The organism is Mycobacterium sp. SVM_VP21, from assembly GCA_024758765.1.
GTDB classification, from domain to species: Bacteria; Actinomycetota; Actinomycetes; order Mycobacteriales; family Mycobacteriaceae; genus Mycobacterium; species Mycobacterium heraklionense_C.
This window is the reverse complement of record CP101406.1, coordinates 4,078,492-4,098,244: the sequence shown is the minus strand read 5'-3', so window position 1 is coordinate 4,098,244 and position 19,753 is coordinate 4,078,492. Positions and strand designations below refer to the sequence as shown.

Below are 19,753 nucleotides of genomic sequence, written 5' to 3'. Positions count from 1 at the left end.
CCAACCCGCGAGCCTTATCCTTTCTTGTCATGGCGACCGCGAAAGTCGAGCGACTCCTCAATCTCGTCATCGCGTTGCTGGCTACCCGCAGCTACCTCACCGCCGAGAAGATCCGAGCCACCGTGGTCGGCTACGGCGACAGCCCCAGCGACGACGCGTTCTCGCGGATGTTCGAGCGCGACAAGAACGAACTGCGTGACCTGGGCATTCCGCTGGAGACCGGCAAAGTGTCCGGGTTCGACACCGTGGACGGCTACCGGATCAACCCCGACACCTACGCCCTGCCGGCCATCGACCTGACCCGCGAAGAAGCCGCCGCGGTCGCGGTCGCGGTGCAGCTGTGGCAGTCCCCGGAGTTGCGTGCCAACGCCGAGGGCGCGGTGGCCAAGCTGCATGCCGCCGGCGTCGAAGTGGACCCGAATCAGGCCGACGTGCTAGTGGCGCCGCCGACAGCGCTGCCGGGCATGCACCGGGCCGAGCCGGCGCTGGGCGCGCTGATGGACGCCGTCCAGGCGGGGCAGGCCGTGCAGTTCGGGCACCGCCCCTCACCGGTTGAGCCGTATGTCACCCGCACCGTCGAGCCGTGGGGAGTGGTCACCCACGCCGGACGCTGGTATCTGGTGGGCCACGATCGCGACCGCAACGCAGTACGCACCTTCCGGATGTCGAGGATCGCGCCGGAAGTTCACCCCATCGGGCCGACCGATGCCGTCAGCCGACCCGACACCGCCGATCTGCGCGCGATCGTCGCCGACGCCGTCGGCGATGCACCCAGCGGGCTGCAGGCCCGCATCTGGGTCGCCGATGGCCGCGCGGTGGCGCTGCGCCGGGCCGGCACGGTATTGAGCCGGCAGGCGCTGGCCGGCCGTGACGGCGACATCATCGGCGTGGACATGGGAACCCATGACCGGCTGGCCCGGGAGGTCGCCGGATATGGGGCCGACGCCCTCGTGTTGGACCCGCCCTCGCTGCGCGACGACGTGGTGGCGCGCCTGACCGCTCGCGTGGGGGAGGTGCCGGTATGACCCAGCTGTCCAAACGCCTGGTCCGGCTGCTGAACATGGTGCCGTATCTGAAGGCTCGCCCCGGGATCAGCAAGGAACAGGCCGCCGCCGAACTCGGCGTGAGCCTCAGCCAGCTGCAGACCGATCTGGAGCAGCTGGTGATGTGCGGCCTGCCCGGCTACGGGCCCGGCGAACTGATCGACGTGACGTTCTACGAAGACCGTCTCGACGTGTTCGAATCCGCCGGCGTCGATCGGCCGCTGCGGCTGACCTCGCGGGAAGCCACGGCCATGCTGATGGCCTTGCGCACCCTGGTCGACATGCCCGGCATCGTCGACCCGCGGGCCGCCCGCAGCGCGATCGCCAAGATCGAGGAGGCCGCCGGGGCTGCGGCACCCGTGGCGCCCACCTCCGCCACGCACGACGAGTCGGCCGCCGACTTTGTCCGACAAGACGTCGTCCGCGACGGCGTCCAGCAACACCGAGCGCTGGCGATCGACTACTACGCGGCATCGCGCGACAGCGTGTCGCAGCGGATCGTGGACCCGATCCGGGTGGTGCTGATCGGCGCGCACAGTTACTTGGAGGCCTGGTGTCGCGAATCCGAGGGGGTGCGGCTGTTCCGGTTCGATCGCATCGACGGCGCCCGGCTGCTCGACGAGCCGTCGGCGCCGCCGGAGCCGGCACGCCAAGCCGAAACCGACACCTCACTGTTCGACGCCGACCCGTCACTGCCGGTCGCGATCGTGCGGGTCGCGCCCTCGGCGGCGTGGATGTTCGAGTACTACCCGATGCAGGCCCTCGGCGAGCTGGCCGACGGCTGGCGGGAAGCCCAGCTGACGTACGCGTCGCAGGAGTGGCTGATCCGGCTGCTGCTCGGTATGGGCGACGAGGTGCAGGTGATGGCGCCGGAGTCGGTGGTTGACGGGGTGCGTGACGCCTCGACCGCCGCACTGGCAATGTACGGTTCCAGCTTCGCCTCTCCTTCGTCGAGCCTCGCTGAACCGCCCGGTTAATGCGGCGGTTCCAGCTTCGCCTCTCCTTCGTCGAGCCTCGCTGAACCGCCGGGTTAATGAGCTGCGGTAGCATCGTGTCGACGTCTGGAGGTAACCAAAGTGAACGCTTTAGGACCGTCGCACCTGGCGATCCTCGCCGTCGCCGTGATCATTCTGTTCGGCGCCAAGCGACTGCCCGATGCGGCACGCTCGCTGGGTAAGTCGCTGCGCATCTTCAAGTCCGAGGTCCGCGAGCTGCAGAACGAGAGCAAGCCGGATTCGACTGCCACCTCGACCACCGTCCAGTCCGAGCGGGTCGATCCGCCGGCGGCCGGCGGCCAGTCGGCGTAACCCGGTCCCGCCGTCGCGGCGACCGCGCCCCATTCGACTGTGCGCACGCTCGGAGTTCTGCGGCGGCTCGACCCCCGTCAGCGGCGTAGCCGCACCAATCCCGACGGGACGATGTCGCTCGTCGACCACCTGCGGGAGCTTCGTACCCGGCTGCTGATCTCGATGGCCGCGATCGTGCTCACCACGATCATCGGCTTCATCTGGTACACCCAACCGCTCTTCGGGCTGGAAAGCCTCGGCGAGTGGCTGCGTCACCCGTACTGCGAGCTGCCGGCATCCTCGCGCGCGTCGATCGCACCCGACGGGCAGTGCCGGCTCCTTGCCACCGCGCCGTTCGACCAATTCATGCTGCGGCTCAAGGTGGGCTTGGCCGCCGGAATCGTGCTGGCCTGCCCGGTCTGGTTCTACCAACTGTGGGCGTTCATCACTCCCGGCCTCTACCGCAAAGAGCGGCGCTTCGCGGTGGTGTTCGTCGTCTCGGCGGCCGTGCTCTTCGTCACCGGCGCCATCCTGGCCTACCTGGTGCTGGCCAAGGCGCTCGGATTTCTGCTGACCGTCGGCAGCGACGTCCAGGTGACCGCTCTGTCGGGCGATCGCTATTTCGGGTTCTTGCTGAATCTGCTGGTGGTGTTCGGCATCAGCTTCGAGTTCCCGCTGCTGATCGTGATGCTCAACATGGTCGGCGTTATCAGCTACGCCCGGCTCAAGGAGTGGCGGCGCGGGCTGATCTTCGCGATGTTCGTATTCGCCGCGTTCTTCACGCCGGGCTCGGATCCGTTCTCGATGATCGTGCTCGGCTGCACGCTGACCCTGTTGCAGGAGTTCGCCATCCAGATCGCCCGGCTGCACGACAAGCGCAAGGCCAAGCGGGAGGCAGCCACCGCGCTCGCCGACGACCAAGCCTCGCCCATCGAAGCGCCCACACCGGTCACTACGCCGCATGAGTAGTCCGCCGGAGACCCCCGGACAGACCGAGCTGAGTCGGTTCACCGCGGAACTGCCCTTCGGACTGGACGGCTTTCAGCATCGGGCCTGCGAGGCTCTGCAGGACGGTCGGGGAGTGCTGGTGTGTGCGCCCACCGGCGCCGGCAAGACCGTCGTCGGCGAGTTCGCGGTCCACCTGGCGCTGGCCGGCGGTGGAAAGTGCTTCTACACCACGCCGATCAAGGCGCTGAGCAACCAGAAGCACACCGATCTCGTCGCCCGCTACGGCAAGGACCGGGTCGGGCTTTTGACCGGCGACCTGTCGATCAACTCGAATGCGCCGGTAGTGGTGATGACTACCGAGGTGTTGCGCAACATGCTGTACGCGAATTCTCCTGCACTGCAAGGGCTTTCCCATGTAGTCATGGACGAGGTGCACTTCCTGGCAGACCGGATGCGCGGTGCGGTGTGGGAGGAGGTCATCCTGCATCTGCCCGAGGAGGTGCGGCTGGTCAGCCTCTCGGCGACGGTCAGCAACGCCGAGGAGTTCGGCGGCTGGATTCAGACAGTGCGCGGCGACACCTCCGTCGTGGTCGACGAACATCGCCCGGTGCCGCTGTGGCAGCACATGATGGTCGGCAAACGGCTCTTCGATCTTTTCGGGTCCCGGCCAGATTCCGATGGTCGCGCCGCTGGAGGCCGGCCGCATGTCGATCCCGAGTTGTTGCGCCACATCGCCCATCGCCGCGAAGCTGACCGGCTCACCGACTGGGGCAGCTCCGGCCGCCGACGGCACGGCGGTTCGGGCCGCCCCGATCGGCCGACCTTCCGGCCGCCGATGCGCCCGGACGTGATCGCGGTCCTGAACACCGCGGGTCTGCTGCCGGTGATCACCTTCGTGTTCTCCCGGGCCGGCTGCGACGCCGCGGTCAAGCAGTGCCTGCGCTCGCCACTGCGGTTGACCACCGAGTCCGAACGGGCCCGTATCGCCGAGGTGATCGACCACCGCTGCGGTGATCTGGCCGACAACGACCTGGACGTGCTGGGTTACTACGAATGGCGTGAGGGACTGCTGCGCGGCCTAGCCGGCCACCACGCCGGGCTGCTACCGGTGTTTCGTCACACCGTCGAAGAGCTGTTCGCCGCGGGCTTGGTCAAAGCCGTGTTCGCCACCGAAACCCTGGCGCTGGGCATCAATATGCCGGCCCGCACGGTGGTGCTCGAACGGCTGGTGAAGTTCAACGGTGAGCAGCACGCCGCGCTGACGCCAGGGGAGTACACCCAGCTGACCGGCCGGGCCGGCCGGCGCGGCATCGACGTCGAAGGCCATGCGGTGGTGCTGTGGCACCCCGGGGAGAGCACTGCCGACCCCGACCAGGTAGCCGGGCTGGCCTCCACCCGCACCTTCCCGCTGCGCAGCTCGTTCGCACCGTCGTACAACATGACGATCAACCTGGTTCAGCACATGGGTCCCGAGCAGGCCCACCAGCTGCTGGAGCAGTCATTCGCCCAGTTCCAGGCCGACCGGTCGGTCGTCGGCCTGGTGCGCAGCGCCGAGCGCGGCGAGCGCACCCTGGACGAGATCGCCGCCGAGTTCGGCGGGCGCGACTCGGCAGTGCTCGACTATGCCCGGCTGCGGGCGAAGATCTCCGAACGCGAACGCGCCCACGCGCGGGCCTCGCGGTTGCAGCGCCGTCGGGCAGCCGGTGACGCCCTGGCAGCGCTGAGCCGCGGCGACATCATCAACCTCAGCCACGGCCGTCGCGGGGGACTGGCGGTGGTGCTGCAGGCCGACCGGGATTCCGACGAACCACGGCCGCTGGTGCTCACCGAGCATCGCTGGGCCGGCCGGATCTCCTCGGCGGACTATTCGGGTGCCGTCCCGCCGATCGGCACCATGAGCCTGCCCAAGCGCGTGGAACACCGCCAGCCGCGAGTGCGCCGCGACCTGGCCTCGGCACTGCGATCCGCGGCCGCCGGCCTGGTGGTTCCCAGCTCGCGCAAACGCCCCGGCGACGCGGACGACGACGCACCGGTGGATCCGGAGCTGGCGGCCCTGCGCCAGCGCATGCGCGACCATCCCGTGCACGACGCGCCGGACCGCGAAGCCCAGGTGCGTGTCGCCGAGCGCTACCTACGCGTGGAAGCCGACAACGCGCAGCTGCGCAGGAAGGTCGAGGCCGCAACCAATTCGCTGGCGCGCACCTTCGACCGGATCGTCGGGCTGCTGACCGAACGCGGCTTCATCGGTGAAGGCGCCGAGGGCGGCGATCCGAAAGTCACCGACGACGGCCGGATGTTGGCCCGGATCTACAGCGAGAGCGACCTTTTGGTGGCTGAGTGCCTGCGTACCGGGGCCTGGCAGGGCCTCAAGCCGCCGGAACTGGCTGCGGTGGTCTCCGCGGTGCTCTACGAAACCCGCGGCGCTGACGGGCCCGGCGGACCGCCGACCCTGGAGGCGCCCACCGAAGCGGTGCGCCGCGCGTTGCATCAGACCCGCAAGCTCTCAGCCGCGTTGCGGTCCGACGAGCGCCGGCACGGCATCAACCCGACCCGGGAGCCCGACGACGGGTTCGTCGCCGCGGTCTACCGGTGGGCCCGTAGCGGCGATCTGGCCTCGGCGCTGGCCGCGTCGGATGCCGCCGGCGGGGGAACGCCGTTGTCGGCGGGTGATTTCGTGCGATGGTGCCGGCAGGTGCTCGACCTGCTGGATCAGCTGCGGAATGCGGCACCCAGTGCGGAGTTGCGGGCCACAGCAAAACAGGCGATCGACACGGTTTTGCGCGGGGTCGTTGCCGTTGACGCCGGGTAGGCTGGTCCGGGCGCTACGGTGGAGAGCCGGCGGTGATCAGCACCCGCTACGTGAGAGGACTTGAGGAACAACGATGAGCGGACCGCAGGGATACGACCCGACGCAGCCGTGGCAGCCTCAGCAGCCCGGTCAGCCCGAGGACCAGGGCACCGGACAGGGTCCCGCGACCGGTGCTGAGCAGCAGTGGCAGCCGCCGGCCTACACGCCGCAGCAGTACCCCCAATACCCGCAGCAGGGCGCGTACCCGTCGGCGCCGCAGCAATATCCCGGCTACGGCCAGCCCGAGCAGTACGGTCAGCCGTCGCCGTACGGCCAACCGGGCCAGTACGGTCAGCAGTCGCCGTACGGTCAACCCGGTCAGTACGGACAGCCGGGGCAATATGGCCAGCCGGGCCAGTACGGTCAGTACCCTCAGCAGCCGGGCCAGTACCCGGCGCCAGGCACCGCGACCAAGCGCCCGTCCGGGATGGTCAGCACGGTGATCGCCGGGTGCGTGGGCATCGCCGTGCTGGTGCTGCTGGTGCTGGGCTTCTGGAAGCCCGGTTTCTTTGTGACCACCAAGCTCGACATCGACAAGGCCCAGGAAGGTGTGCAGCAGATCCTGGCCGACCAGACCAACGGCTACGGCGCCAAGAACGTCAAGGACGTCCGTTGCAACAACGGGCAGAGCCCGGTGGTCAAGCAGGGCGACACCTTCAACTGCGAGGTGAGCATCGACGGGACCAAGCGTCAGGTGACCGTCACCTTCCAGGACAACTCGGGCACCTACGAGGTCGGCCGACCCAAGTAGTCCCGCACTAACCGGGCCCGCCTAATCCGGCAGCGCGTCAAGCGCCCGCTGGAGCCGGGCAATCGAGGATCCGACGCCCAGGCGCTCCGCCAATTCGGCGACCCGCGCCGGGTCGGCGGCCACCCGCGGCAGGCTGTCCGACGGTGTCGACAACGTGACCGGCGCGTCAGTGGCCACGCGCACCACCGGACCGGCCGCCTCGATGTAGTCCTGCCCGGCCTGCAGTTTGGCCCGAACCCCTTTGGCCATAGGCGATCCCGGGTCAGCGGCGGCAGCCAGCACTGCCGCCAGCGAGCCGAACTGGGTCAGTAGGCCGGCCGCCGTCTTCTCGCCGATACCGGCCACCCCGGGCAACCCGTCGGAGGGATCACCGCGCAACAGCGCCATCTCGGCGTAGGCAGCCCCCGCCCGCTCCGGCGGCAGGCGGTAGCGTTCGGCCACCTCGTTCGGGCCGTATAGCGTCGCTTTGGCCAGACCCTGGCCCAGGTAGAGCACCGATACCGGCACCGGCTGGTCGGTGACCACCTGCAACAGATCGCGGTCACCGCTGACGACGACCACCGGATCCTGACGTTCGGTGGCCGCCAAGGTGCCCAGCACATCGTCGGCCTCGAAGTCGGGCGCCCCACCGGTGGTGATGCCGAACGCATCGAGCAGCTCGGCGATCATCTCCACCTGCGGGCTCAGCTCGTCGGGCACCTCTTCGACATCGGAATCATCGGAGACCTCTTCGGCCACCCGGTGAGCCTTGTAGGACGGAATCAGGTCCACTCGCCACTGCGGCCGCCAATCCAGATCCAGGCAGACCACCAGCCGCCCTGGGCGCTGGCGGGTGATCAGGGTGGCCACCGAGTCGAAGAAGCCGCGCACCGCGTTCACCGGCCGCCCGTCGGGTGCGGTGATCGAGGACGGCACCCCGAAGTAGGAGCGAAACCACATACTGGCACCGTCGAGCAACAGCACGGGAGCGGGCATGGCCCTCAGGCTAAAGCCTCGCGGGGGCGCGTCACCGCGCGAGGGGCGCCGTCATCCCGCTAAACGTGGCAGTACCTCGTCGCCCAGCCGGTTGACCCAGCCGACGGGGTCGGGGTTGCCGGGAATCGGTCCGGTGTTGATCAGGTCGAAGCCGAGTTCGGCGTACCGGTCCAGCGTGCGCAGGTAGTCATCGACGTCGGCGAAGGGGTCGGCGAACAGTCCCGCGGTGAGACGGATGTCGTCGAAGTCGCGGTTGACCGTGTCACAGTGCCGACGCAGCACCTCGAGTTTGTGCGGCAACTCCTCGATCGCGGCCGTGGTGTTCCAGACGTCGGCGTATTGGGCGACCAGGCGCAGCGTCTTCTTCTCACCCGAACCACCAATGAGTACCGGGGGCCGGCAGATCGGCTGGGGTGAGCAGATCGTTTCGGCGAGCTGGTAGTGCCTGCCCTGGTACGGGCCCTCGTCGGCGCCCCACATCTGCTGACAGATCTGCAGGGTCTCTTCGAGCATCTCGAATCGGTCGCGCACCGGCGGGTAGGGGATGCCCAGGGCGTGATGTTCGCGGTCGTACCAGGCGGCGCCCATTCCGAGCATGGTCCGGCCACCGGCCAGGACATCCAGAGTGGCGACCGTTTTGGCCAGTACCCCGGGATAACGGTAGGTGACACCGGTGACCAGCATGGTCAGCGTGATGCGTTCGGTGAGACCGGCCAGATATCCCAGCGAGGTGTAGCCCTCCAGGAACGGGTCCTCGGCTCGGCCGACGCCTTCCATCTGAAAGAAATGGTCAGCCAGCGTGAACATTTCGGCACCGACCTGTTCGGCGGCTTTGGCGGTCGCCGCGAGCGTCGGGCCGAGGCGCTCCGGCGCGCCGGGCAGGAAGTCGATGAAGTGGACGCCGAGTCTCATGATGTCTCCTTGCTTGTCGTCAGTCGTTGAGTCGGTCGAGCAGGGTCAGGGCTTCGTTGATCACCTGGCGCTCACCTTCGCTGTAGCGGTCCTGCATCGCGCGTACCAGCCATTCGTCGCGGACCTTGCGGTCGCTCTCGGCGCGACGGCGGCCGACGGCGGTCAATGCGATGAGCTGCCGGCGGCCGTCGTGGGGATCGGGGCGGCGTTCGATCAGGCCATGGCGGTCGAGTCCGGCCACGGTGGCGGCCATGGACTGGGGCCGCACCCGTTCGGCTCCGGCCAGCTGGCTGATCGACGCGGGCCCGTCTTTGACCAGTCGCAACAGCACCGCGGTCTGCGACGGTGTGAGGTCATCGGCTGTGGCGACCTCACGCAGGCGCCTGCGCAGCCTGCTGAACATCACGCGCAGGTCCCTGGCGGCGCGTACCGCCGATTCGTCAACCCCGGGCATATCAACAGTTTAAACTGAACAGTTATACCTGTCTAATTTACCGGCTGAGATCACTGCGAACCCGCGCGCACTAGCCTGGGGACATGTCTGCCCAACGCTTCGACAGCAGCGTCTACGCCCACCGCCTGAGCGCCGCGGCCGCCGCCACCGCGAACGCCGGTCTGGCCGGCATGGTGATCACCCCCGGATACGACCTGCGCTACCTGATCGGATCCCGGGCCCAGACGTTCGAGCGGCTCACCGCCCTGGTGCTGCCGGCCTCGGGTTCGCCCACCATGGTGGTGCCGCGACTGGAGCTGGCGGCGCTGCGGGAATCCGCGGTGGCCGACCTGGGTGTGGCGGTGCGGGACTGGGTTGACGGCGAGGATCCCTATCGCATGGTGGGCGAGGCGCTGGGCGGTGCAGCTTCGTCGGCGGTCGCTGTCACCGACGCGATGCCGGCACTGCATCTGTTGCCCCTGGTGGACGTGCTCGGCACCACGCCTGTCTTGGCGACCGGTGTCCTTCGTGACCTGCGAATGATCAAGGACCCCAGCGAGATCGATGCCCTGCGCAAGGCCGGCGCAGCGATCGACCGGGTGCACGCCCGGGTGCCGGAGTTCTTGGTGCCGGGCCGCACCGAAGCCGACGTCGCCGCCGACATCGCCGAAGCGATCGTGGCCGAAGGCCATTCGGAGGTTGCCTTCATCATCGTGGGTTCGGGCCCGCACGGCGCCGACCCGCACCATGAATGCTCCGAACGGGTGCTGCAGGCCGGTGACATCGTGGTCGTCGACATCGGCGGGCCGGTCGAGCCCGGATACCATTCCGACTCGACCAGAACCTACAGCCTAGGCGAGCCGAATCCCGAGGTAGCCCAACACTATTCGGTGCTACAGGAGGCGCAGCGGGCCGCGGTCGCCAGCGTTCGCCCGGGAGTGACGGCACAGCAGGTCGACGCGGCGGCCCGTGACGTGCTGGCGAAGGCCGGCCTGGCCGAATACTTTGTGCACCGCACCGGACACGGCATAGGCCTGTCGGTGCACGAAGAGCCCTACATCGTTGCCGGCAATGACGAGACGCTCCGGGCCGGGATGGCGTTCTCGGTCGAACCCGGCATCTACTTTCCCGGCAATTGGGGCGCCCGCATCGAGGACATCGTGATCGTCACCGCTGACGGCGTGGAATCACTGAACAGTCGGCCGCATGACCTGGTGGTGGTGCCGGTGCCGGAGTCGGCGGACTAGCGGTTGCCGCGGTCGAGCAGGTCGGCGGAACCCAACACCCGCTCCACCTGCACTTCGATCACCACTCGCTGTGGATTCACCCGCGGGGTGCGGTAGCGCTGGGCGTACCGCAGCTCGGCGTCACGAACCGCCGCGGGGGCGTCGTTGACAGTGGCGCTGCCTTCCAGCGAGAGCCAGCGTGCCCCGTCGACTTGGCTCAGCACGGCAACCCCGGCCCGTTCAGCGTTGACCGCCTTCTGCGAACCGCCGGTGGTGATCACCCGGGCGATGTGGGTTTTCGGATCAAAGGTGAAGCCCACCGCGACCACGTGCGGCGAATTGTCGGCGCGCAAGGTGGTCAGCATCGCCAGGTGGCGTTCGGTAAGAAACGCCAACGCGTCACTGGTCAGTCGAGTCGTCGCGTTCGCCATCACCGCCCACGCTAGCGCAGGCGATAATCTCAGCCGTGAACGACACGGTTGACGGGCCGGTGGTGATTTTCGGCGGACGCAGTGAGATCGGCATCGAGTTGGCGCAGCAGCTCGCGCCGGGGGCGACGGTGGTGCTGGCGGCACGCTCGGCGGATCGGCTCGACGCCGAAGTCACCGCGGTGCGCAACGCGGGCGCGGCCGCGGTACACACGAAAGAGTTCGATGCCGACGACGTGAACGCCCACGGCCCCTTGGTGGCGGAACTGATCGCCGAGCACGGCCCGATCGGTACCGCCGTGTTGGCATTCGGCGTGCTGGGCCATCAGACCCGGGCGGAGTCGGATGCGGCACACGCGGTGGCCGTCGTGCACACCGACTACGTCGCCCAGATCAGTTTGCTCACCCACCTGGCCGCGGCCATGCGGACCGCCGGGCGCGGCCGCATGGTGGTGTTCTCCTCGGTGGCGGGGGTGCGGGTCCGACGGGCCAACTACGTCTACGGCTCGGCCAAGGCCGGCCTCGACGGCTTCGCCAGCGGGCTCGCCGACGCACTCCACGGCACAGGTGTGCAGTTGCTGCTCGTGCGACCGGGTTTCGTCGTCGGCCGGATGACCACCGGCATGGACCCCGCTCCACTGGCGAGCACCCCGCGGCAGGTAGCGCTCGCGGCAGCCCGGGCACTACGCAAGCGCCGCCGGACCGTGTGGGTGCCGTGGGCGCTGCGACCGCTGTTCGCTACCCTGCGACTCCTCCCGCAATCTGCGTGGCGCCGTATGCCGCGTTAACAAAACCGGGAACCCGGCGCAGGGCCGCGACCGGCCGGTTAGTACGATGCAACGGAACGCGACATTCCTACGTTGTGGGAATAGACGAAGAACTTCGGTAAAGTTTTCTAACCTCTTCCCGCCTCACAGGACTAGAGTGTAAAACCATGGACGATCGGAACAAGGACCCCTCGGTCGTGCTGCCTTACCTGGTCGGTAGGCCGCTTCCGGCAACTGAGGTATACGAGGCCTTCGGCTACCGGAAATCTGCCTACTACAAGGCTGCACACGAAGGGCGTTTGATCACTGCCGACAACCTGATCCGGGTTGCCACCCACTTCGGCTTGAACGCGGTTGATCTGTTGGTCCGTTACGGACTGATCACCCGGGATGCCGTGACGGCCTTTGTGGATGCAGAGCAGCCGAAGTCCGAGCTACCCAAGCTTGCCGACTTGCACCCCATCGCAAGCCGCCCACCGCTGTAGCGGTTGGGCTGTTCGCCGCGGCGCCCGCTCCGCACTTTGAGCAGGTACGCGGGGCTCCGGGCGGGTAGGTTCGCGGTCATGGCCCCAACTTTCGCCCAGATCGCCAAGTCCGACTATTTGCTGCTGACCACGTTCACCAAGGATGGCCGGCCCAAGCCGACCCCGGTGTGGGCCGCGGCCGATGGTGACCGACTGCTGGTGATCACCCAGGAGTCGTCCTGGAAGGTCAAGCGAATCCGCAACACCCCGCGGGTGACCTTGGCGGTCTGCGATGTGCGGGGACGGCCCAAGGGCGAGGCCATCGAGGCCGTTGCCACAGTCTTGGACAAATCGGACAACGGCGCCGTCTATGCGGCAATCGGCAAGCGCTACAAGCTGATCGGGCCGGTGTTCAACTTCTTCAGCAAACTACGGGGCGGCATGCGCACCAACGTCGGGATCGCGTTGACCCCGCCCGGCGCCGAGTGATCGACTGCATCACATATAATGGACTTTGCTCATTGAAATGAGCATTGTTGGGTCGGAACCCCGACCTCTAGGAGCCACCATGGCCACCGTCACTTCCGATCAGATTCTCGGTGACATCGTCACCGCCGACCCGTCGTCCACCCGCATCCTCAGCCGGTTCGGGATCGATTTCTGCTGCCACGGTCAGCGGACTCTGGGTGCGGCGTGCGCCTCTGACGGAGTCGACGCCGACGAGCTGTTGGCCGCGCTCAACGCCACGTCACCGGGCCGGCCGGCTGACTGGGCGGAATACGACGACGCCTCGCTGATCGCCCACATCGTCAGCACCCATCACCGGTTCCTGTGGGATGAGTTCCCGCGGCTGGCAGAGTTGGTGGACAAGGTGGCGCGGGTGCACGGTCCTAACCATGGCGAGCTGCTGCGGGTCCGCGAGGTCTTCCATCAGCTCCGCAGCGGCATGGAACCGCACCTGCGCACCGAAGAGACCCTGTTGTTCCCTCAGATCAGCCTGCATGCTGGGGGATCGGGCCGACCGCTGCCCGACGAGGTGGGCACCGCAGTGGCCGAGAACCAGCAAGAGCATGACAATGCCGGGCATCTGCTGGCCGAACTGCGTGAGCTCACCAACGGCTACACCGCCCCGGTGGATGCCTGCGCCAGCTACACCGCGATGCTGGCCGGTCTGGCGGACCTAGAGTCCGATGTCCACCTACACGTACACAAGGAGAACAACGTGCTGTTCCCGCGGGTGCTGGCGGCGGCCGGCGGTCCAGCCTGAGCGGTCACGATTTGGGCCGTAGGTGCTCGCCGAAGAAGCCGAACACCCGCTCCCAGGCATCGGCGGTCGCAGCCACGGTGTAGCCGTGCCGGCCTGGAACCACATCATCGGCCCGAACGTTGGGATGGCATGGTGAGCGGTGTGCTGCGGATCTTCGGTCTCTACGCCCTAGTGGAGCTGGCGGCGGTTGCCGGGTTGATCTGGGCGATCGGCTTCGGCTGGACGACGTTGCTGCTGCTGGGCATCTTCCTGGCCGGACTGGTGCTGGCAAGCGGGCAGGTCAGGCGCCAGATCCGCCGCCTGCGCAAGCCCACCGATCCGGGTGTGCTCGCCGACAGCGGGTTGGTCACAGCCGGCAGCGTGCTGGTTCTCGTTCCGGGGCCGGTGACCTCGCTGGTGGGTCTGCTGCTGTTGGCGCCCCCGACCCGCGCCGCCGCCCGCCCGCTACTGGCAGCGGTGGCGGCCACCGCGCTGGGCAGGCACACCCCGCTGGTGGCTGCGGCCACGGTCGGCCGGCAGTGGTACACCACCCGGCGCCCGCCCCGAAGCCGCGCCGACTACATCGACGCCGAATTCGTCGACGTCACCGACACGGGGCAGCGCGCCCTTCCGGTCGCCTGACCGGCTGCCTGCGCCAACCCGTACTTTCTACGTCGTGACTGTTGTGACCGGCAGGCCTGCCACTTTGCTGCTCGGCGGGCGAATCCACAGCCCGAGTCATCCCGATGCCACCGCGATGGCGGTGCGGGATGGCGTGGTGGCCTGGCTGGGCAGCGACGACGTCGGCCGCGAGCAGTTCCCGCAGGCCGAGGTGATCGAACTCGACGGCGCCCTGGTGACACCGGCATTCGTGGACAGCCACGTCCACGTCACCGAGACCGGCCTGTGCCGCATCGGCCTGGACCTTCGGCCGGCGACCTCGGCGCAACACTGCCTGCAATTGATCGCCGACTACGCCGCAACCCACCCCGGTGAGCCGATCCGCGGCCACGGCTGGGACGAATCCGGCTGGCCCGACGGCCGTGCCCCAGACACGGCCGCCATCGATGCCGTGGTGGGGGATCGACCCGCATACCTGTCTCGCGCCGACGTCCACTCCGCGTTGGCCTCCACCGCGCTGCGCAACCTGGTGCCGGAATTACCGGCCGGAATCAACGCTGCCGTCCCGCTGTCCGGCGATGCCCACCATCAGGTCCGTGCCATGGCCGGCACCCTGCTCACCGCCGCGCAGCGCGCCGAGGCCCGGGTGGCTGCGCTGGATGCCGTCGCGGCAGCCGGGATCGTCGCGGTGCATGAATGTGCCGGGCCGGACATCGGTGGTCTCGACGACTGGCGCGAACTGCGGGCCCTGGGCGAAGCCGGCCACGGCGTCGAGGTCGTCGGCTACTGGGGCGAAGCGGTCACCAGCGCCGCCCGGGCACGCGAATTGATCGTCCAGACCGGTGCGCGCGGGCTCGGGGGTGACCTTTTCGTGGATGGGGCGTTGGGCTCGCACACCGCCTGGCTCCACCAGGACTACGCCGATGCCCCCGGCTGTACCGGCGTGTGCCACCTGGACCTCGACGCGGTCACGGCCCATCTGTGGGCCTGCACCGAGGCGGAGGTGACCGCTGGGTTCCACGTGATCGGCGACGCCGCGGTCGCCACGGTGGTCGCGGCGCTGGAACGGGTGGTGGACAAATTCGGGGTGCCCGCGGTGGCCCGTTGCGGGCACCGGCTGGAGCACCTGGAGATGGTCAGTGCCGAGCAGGCCGCCAAGTTGGGTTCGTGGGGTGTGATCGCCAGCATGCAGCCGGCTTTCGACGCACTGTGGGGCGGCCAGGACGGCATGTACGCCCAGCGTCTGGGCGCCGAGCGAGCCGCCGGGCTGAACCCATTTGCGCTGTTAGCATCCCAAGGCGTGCCCCTCGCATTCGGTTCTGACAGCCCGGTGACCACATTGGATCCGTGGGCTGCCGTGCGCGCCGCCGCGAACCACCGCACCCCGGGCAGTGCGGTTTCGGTGCGGGCGGCTTTCGCCGCGTCGACGCGCGGTAGCTGGCGGGCCGCCGGTGTCAACGACGGCCTCACCGGGACTCTGGTGGCCGGTGCACCCGCGTCCTACGCGATCTGGGAGACCACCGCACTGGCCGTTGAGGCGCCTCGCGATTCCGTCCAGCGGTGGTCGACCGATCCGCGCGCCCGGGTGCCCGCGCTGCCGGTGCTCGAGCCCGGCGCCAGCCCCCAATGCCGTCGCACTGTGCACCGTGGTGTGGTCCTGCATGGTTGAGCCCACCGACGACCCGGCAGCTGAAACCTCCGCCGAGCGGGCGGGTGACCTGTCCACCGAACCTGACGGCGACGTTCTCACCCACGCCGACGCGCCGGGGCCGAACCGACTAGAACGGTTGGGCATCGCCGCGGCGGATCGCTGGGCGCAGCTGGCCGCATCGGTGGCTGCGGGCATGCTGTTGCGTTCCAGCTTCGCCCCGCTGAACTGGTGGTGGGCTGCAATTTTGGCCTTCGGCCTGCTGAGCTGGGTCCTCGTTCGCCGCGAGACCACCGTTGCCGGCGGTTTCGGATACGGCCTGCTGTGCGGCCTGGCGTTCTACCTGCCGCTGCTGCCGTGGGTGGGCGGACTGGTCGGCGCGGTGCCTTGGCTGATCCTGGCGCTGATGTGTGCGCTGTTTCTCGCCCTGTTCGGATCGGCGGCGGTGGCAGTGCGGTCGCTGGCCGGCTGGCCGATCTGGTTCGCGCTGCTGTGGGCTGCCCAGGAATGGGCGAAGTCGGTGTTCCCGTTCGGTGGGTTCCCTTGGGGCGCGCTGGGATACGGCCAGACCGCGGGACCGTTGCTGCCCCTGGTCGCGCTCGGTGGCGTTCCGCTGTTGTCGACCGGAGTGGCGCTGATCGGTTGCGCCGGCACCGCTCTGACGATCGAGATCGTGCGGTGGCTGCGGAATCCGCCTGCGCCTGACTCCACCGACCGCCCGCCGGCGGTGCTGGTTCCCGGGCTGTGTATCTGCCTGGTGATGTTGACCGCCGTCGTGGTGTGGCCGGGGGTGCGCCGTTCCGGTGTGGGCGCCGGCGACGAACCGTCGGTCACGGTGGCCGCCGTGCAGGGCAACGTGCCGCGGCTCGGGCTCGACTTCAACGCCCAGCGCCGGGAGGTGCTGGACTATCACGTCCGCGAAACCCTGCGGTTGGCCGAGGATGTCGCGGCCGGGCGCGTCCCGCAACCACTGTTCGTGATCTGGCCGGAGAACGCCTCGGACATCGACCCTTTGACGAACATCGATGCCGCGCAGCAGATCACCGTCGCTGCCCAAGCAGTCGACGCCCCGATCCTGGTTGGCACGGTACGTGCCGCGCCCGGCTGGAGCCGGGACAATCCAGTAGCGTCGAACTCGGTGCTGGTGTGGGATCCGCGCACCGGGCCGGGGGAGAGCCACGACAAGCGGATCGTGCAGCCGTTCGGTGAGTACCTGCCGTGGCGCGGGTTCTTCCGTCACCTGTCCGACTATGCCGATCGGGCCGGGTATTTCGTTCCCGGGCACGGCAACGGGGTGGTGCATGTCGCCGGCGTCCCGGTCGGGGTGGCCACCTGCTGGGAAGTGATCTTCGATCGCGCGCCGCGTCAGTCGGTGCTCGCGGGCGCCCAGCTGCTGGCAGTGCCGACCAACAACGCCACCTTCGACGAGACGATGAGCGACCAGCAGCTGGCGTTTGCCAAAGTGCGCGCTGTCGAGCACGATCGCTACGTCGTCGTCGCCGGAACCACCGGAATCAGTGCGGTGATCGCCCCCGACGGCCGTGAGTTGGCCCGGACCGCCTTCTTCGAGCCCGCCTACCTCGACAGCCATATACGGCTCAAGACCGCACTGACCCCGGCGACGCGGTGGGCGCCGGTGCTGCAGTGGGTGTTGCTCGGAGCGGCCGTTGCGTCCCTGCTGGCCGCCATACGGCAAAATGGAAACTTCATGCGCGGTCGGATTACGCGACGTCATTTCAAGCGGGGCCGCACCGGCGCCGATGCGGAGAACGGGAGGAACGGCGCCGATGAGTGAGCGTCCCAGCCTGCACACGCTGGTGGTTATCCCCACCTACAACGAGTTGGAAAACCTGCCGATCATCCTGGACCGGCTACAGCAGGCCCGACCCGACGTGCACGTCCTCGTCGTCGACGACGGCAGCCCGGACGGTACCGGGCTGCTGGCCGACGAGCGGGCCGCCGCCGACCCGGCGCGCATCCACGTGATGCATCGGACCTCCAAGGCCGGACTGGGCGCGGCCTACCTGGCCGGTTTCGCCTGGGGGCTGGACCGCAACTACGAGGTGATCGTGGAGATGGATGCCGACGGCAGCCACGCGCCCGAGCAGCTCTACCGGTTGCTTGACGCCATTGACGCGGGCGCCGACCTGGCAATCGGCTCGCGCTACGTCGACGGCGGGACAGTGCGAAACTGGCCGGTGCGCCGGCTGGTGCTGTCCAAGACCGCCAACACCTATGCGCGTCTGCTGCTCGGCGTCGGAATCCACGACATCACCGCCGGTTATCGGGCCTACCGTCGCGGCGTGCTGGAGAAGATCGGTTTGGACGCGGTCGACTCGAAGGGCTACTGCTTCCAGGTCGACCTCACCTGGCGGGCCGTCAACAGCGGGTTCACCATCACCGAGGTGCCGATCACGTTCACCGAACGTGAGCTTGGCGTGTCGAAGATGAGCGGCTCGAACATCCGCGAAGCGATGGTCAAGGTCGCGCGGTGGGGGATCGGTGGCCGGGTGAACCGGCTGCGGGGAGCCCGCAGCTAAAACACCGCGGCGTCCCTAGTGAGACGCCGCGGTGAAGACAAGCCCGTCGTTTTAGCCGCGCCGCTTCGTCTTGATCAGCTCCAGGCGCTCCTTGAGCAGCTCCTCGAGCTCTTCGACCGAGCGGCGCTCCAGCAGCATGTCCCAGTGGGTGCGCGGCGGCTTGACCTTCTTCGGCTCGGGCAGGTCACCCTCGAGCAGGGTGCCTTCCTGGCCGTTACGGCACATCCAGGTACCGGGGATCTCCGCGTCGTCGGCGAAGGGCACCTCGAACTCTTCACCGTTGTCGGTGCGGTAGCGCGCCATGCGACGCGGCGCCAGGTCGTGATTGCGGTCGGTCTCGTAGCTCACGGCTCCCAGCCGACTGCCCCGCAGAACACGATCAGCCATGACCCACTCTCCTTATGCCTATTGGTGAAAAATGCCTCGCGAGTGTCAACGCGAGCGAACCCTGTGAAGTTCCCGGCGCAGATGGCGCGACCTCTCATGATACCGGGAACGTCGCGGCCCTCGGACTAAGGTGTGCGACGTGCCTCGCAGTCCCCGCCCCCAGCCCTGCCGATGGTGCGGCCGCGACGTGGGCGATGCCGGGATCGGCCGGCGCCGGCAGTACTGCCGGCAGTCCTGCCGACAGCGCGCCTACGAGCAACGCGCCCTGATCAGCAGCGGGAAGACGACCGGGCTGACACCCGACTCCGTGGTGCTCTCCGCCGACGAGGCCAACGCCCTGTCCGATCGGGTCTATCAGGTGCGATGCGCGGCCGAGGACATCGCGACCGCGCTGTCCGAAGAAGCTCCCCACGATGAGCTGCGGAAACTGTGCGACATTCTGCTGCAGGCCGTCGATTCGGCCGACCGCTGGCGCTGAAGCTCAGCTGGCGCAGCTGAACTGCTCGCCGGCGTCGGCCGCAGGCGGCACCGGGTGCAGGCAGCCGAAGGTTCCGATGCCCGCGGGACTGAACAGCACCGCCGACCGGTGGGCGTAGTTCACGCAGATCAGGCCCACTTGATCCGCCCGGCAGCGGTAGTCGCCGAACGACAAGGCGGATCCGTCCGTCAGCTGCGCCCCATCACCGTGCACAAACCGGCCCGGATCGCCGTGCGCGGAGCCCACCCGCAGCGTGTTGCCGCCGAAGTCGACCCAGCCGCCCTTCCACTCGCCGTAGATGTCGGCGGGTTGCGCCGGCGGGTTCGCCAGATCCACCACGCAGGCCAGGGCGCTGTCGGGGGAACCGGAATCGCTGATGCAGGTGGTGGCGCGGCGGGGCGCAGCCGCCACCGTGAAGGCGACATCATCGATGAGATCGGTGACCTCGCCGTCACGGGTGGCCTTGTGGTACTCGGCGGCGTCGACGGGGTGGCCGGCTTCTATCCAGGCGATGACATCGGCGATCGCTGCGCCCGCAGCAGGGGGAGCCAGCGGCCCCGACGGCTTCGCCGATGTTGACGTCACCGATGCCGACGGCGGTGCCGTGCTGGCGGGAGACGTCCCAGCCGAAGTCGGGGTCGGCTCTTCGACCTTGGCGCCAGAACATCCCGCGACCAACAGCAATACGGCGATCAGCCCGGTGAGACGCATGCCGTTAGGCTAACCGGCCGTGCCCAAGCGGCGGTCCAGCC

The 19,753-nt window shown here is 68.5% G+C and carries 22 protein-coding genes; 16 read left to right on the top strand and 6 right to left on the bottom strand.

The window, feature by feature from the left end:
• Positions 1 to 29 precede the first annotated feature (29 nt).
• From NM962_19235 to NM962_19210, 6 genes are all read left to right on the top strand, one after another.
• On the top strand, positions 30 to 1,025 hold the full coding sequence (locus NM962_19235) for a YafY family transcriptional regulator (protein UVO12015.1): 996 nt from the start codon (positions 30 to 32) through the stop codon (positions 1,023 to 1,025).
• Positions 1,022 to 2,020 (top strand): YafY family transcriptional regulator, encoded by a 999-nt coding sequence (locus NM962_19230; protein ID UVO12014.1) that lies wholly within the window; start codon positions 1,022 to 1,024, stop codon positions 2,018 to 2,020. Before NM962_19235 ends, NM962_19230 begins: the two co-directional genes overlap by 4 nt.
• Before the next feature lie 99 nt (positions 2,021 to 2,119).
• Positions 2,120 to 2,350 carry a Sec-independent protein translocase subunit TatA gene (tatA, locus tag NM962_19225; protein UVO12013.1) on the top strand — a complete coding sequence of 77 codons (231 nt, stop codon included), beginning with the start codon at positions 2,120 to 2,122 and terminating at the stop codon, positions 2,348 to 2,350.
• Between the two features lie 39 nt (positions 2,351 to 2,389).
• Positions 2,390 to 3,298 carry a twin-arginine translocase subunit TatC gene (gene tatC / locus NM962_19220; GenBank protein UVO12012.1) on the top strand — a complete coding sequence of 303 codons (909 nt, stop codon included), beginning with the start codon at positions 2,390 to 2,392 and terminating at the stop codon, positions 3,296 to 3,298.
• The gene (locus NM962_19215; GenBank protein UVO12011.1) at positions 3,291 to 6,086 is read left to right on the top strand and encodes an RNA helicase; all 2,796 of its coding nucleotides are present in this window, start codon (positions 3,291 to 3,293) and stop codon (positions 6,084 to 6,086) included. Before tatC ends, NM962_19215 begins: the two co-directional genes overlap by 8 nt.
• A 73-nt stretch (positions 6,087 to 6,159) precedes the next feature.
• A complete protein-coding gene (locus NM962_19210; protein ID UVO12010.1) occupies positions 6,160 to 6,876 on the top strand; it encodes a DUF4333 domain-containing protein in 717 nt (238 codons plus the stop codon).
• A 21-nt stretch (positions 6,877 to 6,897) separates the two neighbouring features.
• Here the strand turns inward: NM962_19210 and NM962_19205 are convergent, their stop codons facing one another.
• The 3 genes from NM962_19205 to NM962_19195 are packed head-to-tail and all read right to left on the bottom strand — an operon-like array spanning position 6,898 to position 9,217.
• Entirely contained in the window at positions 6,898 to 7,851 is a 954-nt protein-coding gene (locus NM962_19205; GenBank protein ID UVO12009.1) for a 5'-3' exonuclease, read from the bottom strand.
• A gap of 51 nt (positions 7,852 to 7,902) precedes the next feature.
• Entirely contained in the window at positions 7,903 to 8,763 is an 861-nt protein-coding gene (locus tag NM962_19200) for an LLM class F420-dependent oxidoreductase (GenBank protein UVO12008.1), read from the bottom strand.
• Positions 8,764 to 8,782: 19 nt separating this feature from the next.
• Positions 8,783 to 9,217, bottom strand: a complete 435-nt coding sequence (locus NM962_19195; protein UVO12007.1) for a MarR family transcriptional regulator — start codon at positions 9,215 to 9,217, stop codon at positions 8,783 to 8,785.
• An 83-nt stretch (positions 9,218 to 9,300) separates the two neighbouring features.
• Between NM962_19195 and NM962_19190 the strand changes: the two genes are divergently transcribed.
• Positions 9,301 to 10,443 (top strand): Xaa-Pro peptidase family protein, encoded by a 1,143-nt coding sequence (locus tag NM962_19190; GenBank protein ID UVO12006.1) that lies wholly within the window; start codon positions 9,301 to 9,303, stop codon positions 10,441 to 10,443.
• Here the strand turns inward: NM962_19190 and NM962_19185 are convergent.
• A complete protein-coding gene (locus NM962_19185; GenBank protein UVO12005.1) occupies positions 10,440 to 10,853 on the bottom strand; it encodes a F420-dependent biliverdin reductase in 414 nt (137 codons plus the stop codon). The two genes, NM962_19190 and NM962_19185, sit on opposite strands and share 4 nt — an antisense overlap.
• Positions 10,854 to 10,888: 35 nt before the next feature.
• Between NM962_19185 and NM962_19180 the strand changes: the two genes are divergently transcribed.
• From NM962_19180 to NM962_19145, 8 genes are all read left to right on the top strand, one after another.
• Positions 10,889 to 11,638, top strand: coding sequence for an SDR family NAD(P)-dependent oxidoreductase (locus NM962_19180; GenBank protein UVO12004.1), 750 nt, complete (start codon positions 10,889 to 10,891; stop codon positions 11,636 to 11,638).
• Positions 11,639 to 11,784: 146 nt separating this feature from the next.
• Entirely contained in the window at positions 11,785 to 12,102 is a 318-nt protein-coding gene (locus NM962_19175) for a hypothetical protein (protein ID UVO12003.1), read from the top strand.
• A gap of 78 nt (positions 12,103 to 12,180) precedes the next feature.
• Positions 12,181 to 12,570 carry a PPOX class F420-dependent oxidoreductase gene (locus NM962_19170; protein UVO12002.1) on the top strand — a complete coding sequence of 130 codons (390 nt, stop codon included), beginning with the start codon at positions 12,181 to 12,183 and terminating at the stop codon, positions 12,568 to 12,570.
• A 79-nt stretch (positions 12,571 to 12,649) separates the two neighbouring features.
• Positions 12,650 to 13,348 (top strand): iron-sulfur cluster repair di-iron protein, encoded by a 699-nt coding sequence (gene ric, locus NM962_19165; protein ID UVO12001.1) that lies wholly within the window; start codon positions 12,650 to 12,652, stop codon positions 13,346 to 13,348.
• Positions 13,349 to 13,480: 132 nt separating this feature from the next.
• The gene (locus tag NM962_19160) at positions 13,481 to 13,969 is read left to right on the top strand and encodes an FxsA family protein (protein UVO12000.1); all 489 of its coding nucleotides are present in this window, start codon (positions 13,481 to 13,483) and stop codon (positions 13,967 to 13,969) included.
• 115 nt (positions 13,970 to 14,084) lie between these two features.
• Entirely contained in the window at positions 14,085 to 15,617 is a 1,533-nt protein-coding gene (locus NM962_19155) for an amidohydrolase family protein (protein ID UVO14834.1), read from the top strand.
• Positions 15,610 to 17,391, top strand: coding sequence for an apolipoprotein N-acyltransferase (lnt, locus tag NM962_19150; protein ID UVO11999.1), 1,782 nt, complete (start codon positions 15,610 to 15,612; stop codon positions 17,389 to 17,391). Before NM962_19155 ends, lnt begins: the two co-directional genes overlap by 8 nt.
• Positions 17,384 to 18,136 carry a polyprenol monophosphomannose synthase gene (locus tag NM962_19145; protein ID UVO11998.1) on the top strand — a complete coding sequence of 251 codons (753 nt, stop codon included), beginning with the start codon at positions 17,384 to 17,386 and terminating at the stop codon, positions 18,134 to 18,136. The genes lnt and NM962_19145 overlap by 8 nt, the downstream gene beginning before the upstream one ends.
• A gap of 51 nt (positions 18,137 to 18,187) precedes the next feature.
• On the opposite strand, the gene NM962_19140 is transcribed toward NM962_19145, so the two are convergent.
• Entirely contained in the window at positions 18,188 to 18,523 is a 336-nt protein-coding gene (locus NM962_19140) for an RNA polymerase-binding protein RbpA (protein ID UVO11997.1), read from the bottom strand.
• A 139-nt stretch (positions 18,524 to 18,662) separates the two neighbouring features.
• Here NM962_19140 and NM962_19135 point away from each other — a divergent pair, with 139 nt between their 5' ends.
• Positions 18,663 to 19,001: a hypothetical protein gene (locus tag NM962_19135; protein UVO11996.1), complete on the top strand. Its 339-nt coding sequence runs from the start codon at positions 18,663 to 18,665 to the stop codon at positions 18,999 to 19,001.
• 3 nt (positions 19,002 to 19,004) lie between these two features.
• On the opposite strand, the gene NM962_19130 is transcribed toward NM962_19135, so the two are convergent.
• Positions 19,005 to 19,712, bottom strand: a complete 708-nt coding sequence (locus NM962_19130; GenBank protein UVO11995.1) for a hypothetical protein — start codon at positions 19,710 to 19,712, stop codon at positions 19,005 to 19,007.
• Between the last annotated feature and the right edge of the window lie 41 nt (positions 19,713 to 19,753).